This is a genomic window from Rhodanobacter sp. B04 (assembly GCF_002001125.1).
Classification (GTDB): Bacteria; Pseudomonadota; Gammaproteobacteria; order Xanthomonadales; family Rhodanobacteraceae; genus Rhodanobacter.
The window spans coordinates 1-2058 of sequence record NZ_MUNV01000029.1 but is presented as its reverse complement, the minus strand read 5'-3'; the positions used below and the strand labels follow the sequence as shown (position 1 = coordinate 2058).

Annotated in this window: 1 protein-coding gene; it reads right to left on the bottom strand. The window is 61.3% G+C overall.

The window, feature by feature from the left end; genetic code table 11:
* Window positions 1-1684 (bottom strand): hypothetical protein (locus tag B0E46_RS17100; RefSeq protein WP_139350620.1); only part of this gene is annotated, 1684 nt, incomplete at its 3' end.
* Window positions 1685-2058: the final 374 nt, after the last annotated feature.

Below are 2058 nucleotides of genomic sequence, written 5' to 3'. Positions count from 1 at the left end.
AACATTGGGGGGGCAGTGCGTTCGGATATACGCCTTCTCCCCGGTAGGCGATTGCGGCAAACACGAGCCGATCTTCCGGGTCGATTTCAGCAGCGATCGAGCTGGGGTCGTCCACTTCGCGCACCGTGTGCGTTGCAAGACCACCTGCGCAGTCGCTGTCGGCACAAATCAGGATGCGCAGGAGGCTTTCGCCGTCTTTGAGCATGGTGTAGCCCATGACCGGGCCGCCCTGCGCTCCGGCATGAAGTACCACCGTCTCGATGCCCGGTCCCGCACCGTGGCCTTCCTCTGTCCCAGGCATGGACACTCGCGACGTTGCGCTATTCCCCTTGATGACCAGTTCGCGCACTGTCACGGCACTACACAGGCGATCTGCGCAACGAGCGAACTGTATCGATGCATCCGCTCGACTGGCGCGATCAGGGCCCTTGAACGCGATCATGGCGCGCCCGTCGCGAGCCATGGCGATCGACGTATTGCTCGATCCGCGCCTGTCGAGCGCTCCCACGGCGATCGTGATCGCAGGTTGCGTACAGGTCGCATCCTGGCACCTGGCAAGGCGCAGCTGCGTCGCCAGCGTGTGCTCATCGAACACGGAATAAGTGATCAAGGGAAAGCCCTCCGATCCAAGGGCGAGCCCCAGCGCTTGACCCGACGCGACAGCGCTCGACGAGATCTTCGAGCATGGCCTGTCGTCGCAATGCACGAGCATCACCCTGCCTTTCGAGCTCGCGGCCGCCATCGGCAGTCCGTCGTGCCCGATCGCCAGCGCGACCGGGCTGTCCAGCGCTAGGGCATGGGTGGTCGTGGTCATGGCGTCGCCTCGGCATGGCGTGGTGCGGCAGCTGGCCATCAGGAGCCAGCCTCCACGGCCGGCTGCGGCGATCACCGCGTGATCCTCCGGATCGATCGCCAGGGCGGTCGAATCCCAGGTGTGTCCCGGCGTGGGAATAGCGATCGCATCATGGGCAATCACCGGCACGGGGATGGCGATCGCATGATGGGCAATCACCGGCGCGCCAGGCACAGTGCAGTGCTGCAAAGGATCTTCCCCCTTGTGATAGCAAGTCTGCGGCAGCCAGATGCTGGCTCCGGGAGACTTCTCCTTGAATTCCGAAAACATCGCGAGCTTCACTTTGCCGCCCGAGACATCGAGCACCAGATCTTCGCTGGAGTCAGCCAGACTGCCGAAGCACTGGGAACCGAAATCGAATTTCAAGGTTTCCGGATGCAGTTTCCACAGCAGCGCCTGGCGACCTTTGGATGGCCCGTTGAGGAAGGTCGATAACCGGTCCGCATCGTTCCAGCCATAGGGTTTGCGCGGCCCGAGTTGCTCAAGCACTTCGTTGGCCTGCGCAACGAACACAGCTTCCGGAACCTGCGCCTTGGCTTCATCGGAAAAGTTCGCGTAGAGCTCGTGCATGCGGCCTTGATCGAACAGGTCCTGGAGGCGCTCCACCTCGGCCAGCAGCTCATGCACCGAAGGCAACGGCGGCAAAGCAATCTTCGGGAGAGGCGAGTCAGGCACGTGTTCTGCGGTCTGCGGAAGGAGTGCGGCATTCGCAGGAATCGGGCTTGGCGTCAGCCACCAGTGGATCACTTCGAACGAGTGAGGTACGACCACAACAAAAGCCAGCGGGACGATCACGCCGTAGATGGCAATACGCAAGGCAAACGCAGGCATCCAACGCGATCTCATCTGGTTTTCTTTATCGGCTTGGGTATACCTTCTAACGCGTGGGCAAGCCGCATGGGGTTAAACCGCCCGTTCGGCATGGTAAGCCGATACGTGTTCCACCCCGTAAACGCGGACACTTCCGCTCTGATGGCAGTTGAATTTGCAGCAGTCTCAGTCGAAGCGCATCCGTCTTCAGGCCCATTCTGTCCGTAATACGGTCTCCTGACCGCCAACTCCCGCTCGACAGTTCGTTCAAGCAGACACGCTGACGTGCGCCGCCTGACTCCAGCAACCGTCGTGAACACAAACCTGTATTCATCGTTTTTGAATGGCTGCTTTGGGGCGATGTGCTTCAAGCGTCGGCTGTCCGGAGTTGGCCG